The organism is Devosia sp. (assembly GCF_017307565.1).
GTDB lineage: Bacteria > Pseudomonadota > Alphaproteobacteria > Rhizobiales > Devosiaceae > Devosia.
This window is the reverse complement of sequence record NZ_JAFKHD010000508.1, coordinates 1-3,470: the sequence shown is the minus strand read 5'-3', so window position 1 is coordinate 3,470 and position 3,470 is coordinate 1. Positions and strand designations below refer to the sequence as shown.

The 3,470-nt window shown below is 63.7% G+C and carries 4 protein-coding genes; 3 read left to right on the top strand and 1 reads right to left on the bottom strand.

Annotated elements, in window-relative coordinates:
* Window positions 1-169 precede the first annotated feature (169 nt).
* Both J0I64_RS22045 and aroC read left to right on the top strand, forming a co-directional pair.
* Complete coding sequence (locus tag J0I64_RS22045) at window positions 170-817, top strand: histidine phosphatase family protein (RefSeq protein WP_291412359.1); 648 nt, start codon at window positions 170-172, stop codon at window positions 815-817.
* A 47-nt stretch (window positions 818-864) separates the two neighbouring features.
* Window positions 865-1,980: a chorismate synthase gene (aroC, locus tag J0I64_RS22040; protein ID WP_291412356.1), complete on the top strand. Its 1,116-nt coding sequence runs from the start codon at window positions 865-867 to the stop codon at window positions 1,978-1,980.
* 33 nt (window positions 1,981-2,013) lie between these two features.
* On the opposite strand, the gene J0I64_RS22035 is transcribed toward aroC, so the two are convergent.
* Complete coding sequence (locus tag J0I64_RS22035; RefSeq protein WP_291412354.1) at window positions 2,014-2,922, bottom strand: MBL fold metallo-hydrolase; 909 nt, start codon at window positions 2,920-2,922, stop codon at window positions 2,014-2,016.
* Window positions 2,923-3,009: 87 nt separating this feature from the next.
* Between J0I64_RS22035 and J0I64_RS22030 the strand changes: the two genes are divergently transcribed.
* The coding region (locus J0I64_RS22030; protein WP_291412352.1) for a biotin transporter BioY at window positions 3,010-3,470 on the top strand (461 nt) is incomplete at its 3' end.

Here is a 3,470-nt window from a genome sequence, read left to right as displayed (position 1 = left end):
TCGAACGGGGTGACTGGCTCACCTCTGCCACAAGCGGCCCCGCGGTTCCAGCCAAGGGCTTCTGCCGAAAGTGGCTTTCCGTCACCGGGCCTCTGGTATCGGCGGCGAAAATGGTTAGGGTAGCCGCGTTTCTTTTTTCTACTGAAGGCCGCGCCAAGCCGGCGCGTTGATGCACATGACTGCCCCCGAATGGCCGGACTTCTACTTCGCCCGTCACGGTGAAACCGACTGGAACCGCGAACAGCGCTATCAGGGCAGCAAGGATATTCCCCTCAATCGCCGCGGGCAGTTGCAGGCTGACGCCAATGGTGTGCTGCTGCGCGAAATGCTCGAGCGCGACGGGGTCGATCCGGCGTCGCTCAACTGGTTTGCCTCGCCGCTGAGCCGCGCCTCGGAAACCATGGACCGCATGCGTGCCGCGTTCGATGTGGAACTGCCCCCGATCAAGCATGACAGGCGGTTGATCGAAATTTCCTTCGGCGCTTTCGAGGGGCGGTTGCATGCCGAAATCGCGCGGGAGCAGGCCGCTTTTGCGCCGGGCGAACGTGACGAGAGCTACTGGCATTTTCGCCCGCAGGACGGCGAGAACTATGACGACGTGGCGGCGCGCCTGATCGATTTCGCCCGGGAACTGACCCATCAGGCGGTGGTGGTAGCCCATGGCGGGGTGCTGCGCGTGCTCTGGCACCTGGTCGAAGGGACGCCGCGAAAAGAGGTGATGAACTGGCCACCTCCGCAGGGCGTCATCGCCCATTTCGTGGGTGGCAAGATGACGCTGCATTCGGCCGAGAACACCTGGGACGTCGAGGTCAATTGACCTGAAGGCTTTGCCTGCCTAGAACCGCTGGCAACAAGGGGCAGGCCATGTCTTTCAATACGTTCGGGCATCTTTTCCGTTTCACCACCTGGGGCGAAAGCCACGGGCCGGCGCTGGGCGTGGTGGTCGATGGCTGTCCTCCGGGCATTACGCTGACCCCGGAAATCATCCAGCGCGATCTCGATCGCCGGAAGCCGGGGCAGAGCAAATATACGACGCAGCGGCGTGAAGCAGATGAGGTGAAAATCCTCTCGGGCGTGTTCGAGGACGAGCGCACCGATGGGCCGCGCACGACTGGGACGCCGATTTCGTTGCTGATCGAGAATACCGACCAGCGCTCGAAGGACTACTCGGAGATCCGCGACAAGTACCGTCCGGGCCATGCCGATTTCACCTATGACCAGAAGTACGGCATTCGCGACTATCGCGGTGGCGGGCGCACGTCGGCGCGCGAGACGGCGGCGCGTGTGGCGGCGGGCGCGGTGGCGCGGCAGGTGCTTGCTGGCGTGACCATTCGCGCGAGCCTTGTGCAGGTCGGGCCGCACAAGATCGACTACAACAATTTCGATTGGGATCAGGTCGGGGAAAACCCGTTCTTCTGCGCCGATGCCAAGGCGGCAGAGTTCTGGGCCGATTATCTCGATGGCATCCGCAAGGATGGCAATTCGGTTGGGGCGGTCATCGAGGTGGTAGCCGAAGGCGTGCCGGCGGGCTGGGGCGCCCCGGTTTATGGCAAGCTGAGTGCGGACCTCGCTTCGGCCATGATGAGCATCAATGCGGTCAAGGCCGTGGAGATCGGCGACGGTTTTGGCGCTGCAGCGCTGACTGGCGTTGAGAACGCTGATCAGATGCGGGCGGGGGCGGACAAGCCCTATTTCCTCTCTAACCATGCCGGTGGGATTTTGGGTGGGATTTCCAATGGTGATCCCATCGTGTGCCGCTTTGCGGTGAAGCCGACGTCCTCGATCATCACGCCGCGCCAGACGGTGACGGTGGGCAATGAGGATGTCGATATCATCACCAAGGGGCGCCATGACCCGTGCGTCGGCATCCGCGCCGTGCCGGTGGGCGAGGCGATGATGGCGCTGGTGCTGGCGGATCACATGCTGCGGCATCGCGGGCAGACTGGTCGCGAAGGCGCGGTGGGGTTCCAGCGGAACTGACACCTCTCCCTTGGGGGAGAGGTGAAGACCGGCTCAGGTCACGCTCAATCGCATTCCGAAAATCCCGCGGCTGACTTTTAGCGCGCCACGTTCTTCAAGATATTCGACATGCGCCGCCATGGTCATTCTGGCGGCCATGCGGATCTTTGCCGGTTGGGTGGGGTAGATTTCCTTCACAACCGCGCCGAGCGTTGTTGCGCCGTCGGCGACGGCGGCCAGCAACTGCTCGTTGCGCATCTGGCGGTGGGCCTTGAGGGCGGCGGCGTGGTCTGGGCCATCGGCGATGGGGCCGCCATGGGCGGGGTGGTACTGCAGGTAGGGCAGGGCGATGACATTGTCGAGCGAGGCGAAGTAATCGGCCATCGAGCCATCGGGAACCGCGATCAGGGTGGAATTCCAGCCCATGACATGGTCGCCCGAGAGCAGCATGTCGCCAAAGCCGAAGGCCAGGTGGTTGGCGCAGTGGCCGGGCGTGGTGTGGACGGTGACAGCCATGTCGCCCGCCTCGATGGTTTCGCCGTCGAAGAGCGTGCGGTCGGGAATGAGATCCCAGTCGCAGGAGCGCTTTATGGGGTTGCGCTCGAAGCGGCGGAGGGGGCGCGAGAGGCGGTGCCCCCCCCCGAACCAGAGCGGGGCACCGTAGCGCTGCGCGAGTTCGGCCGCGGCGGCGCTGTGGTCGCGATGGGTGTGGGTGAGGAGGATCGCCGTTATGGGGCGGCCCGCGATGGCCCGGTCCAGCGCTTCGAGATGAGCAGTGTCCGCTGGGCCCGGATCCACCAGCGCGAATTTTTTCTTTCCGATGAGGAAACTATTTGTGCCGGTGAAGGTGTAGGCCGAAGCGTTGGGTGCCGTGATACGGCTAAGCCCTGGCGCGAGTTCGATGGGTTTTCCGACCTCTGGTCGGAAGGCGGTATCGAAGCGGAGAGCGGAAAGCGGAGCCATTGCGCCAACATAAATCAGGGACTAGAACTTAATGACTGAACACGAAGCGGTGAAATCGCTCTCTGTGCTCTGCAAGAAAGGTATGAAATGGCCGTCACTTTGACCACGCCCAATACGTTGCTCGGCGCCTTCCAGCCCAAGTCCGATGCCGCCAAGCTTGCGACCAACCTCGCGACCGTTGTGCTCGGCACGCTGGTGATCACGATCGCGGCCAAGATCAACGTGCCCGTGTGGCCCGTGCCCGTGACCCTGCAGAGCATGGCTATCGCCGCCCTCGCTGCCGCCTTCGGCGCCCGCATCGGCGTTGCCACCGTTGCCCTCTACCTGCTCGAAGGCGCGATGGGCCTGCCGGTTTTTGCAACCGGTGGTGGCCTCGCCTATCTCGTCGGCCCGACCGGCGGTTTCCTCCTCGGCTTCCTCGCCATGGCCGGCATTATCGGCCTTGCCGCTGATCGCGGCGCTTCAGCCAAGCCGCTGACGCTGTTCGGCGCCATGCTGGTTGGTGAAGCCGTGCTGCTCTCGCTTGGCTTTGCCTGGCTGCTGCTGCT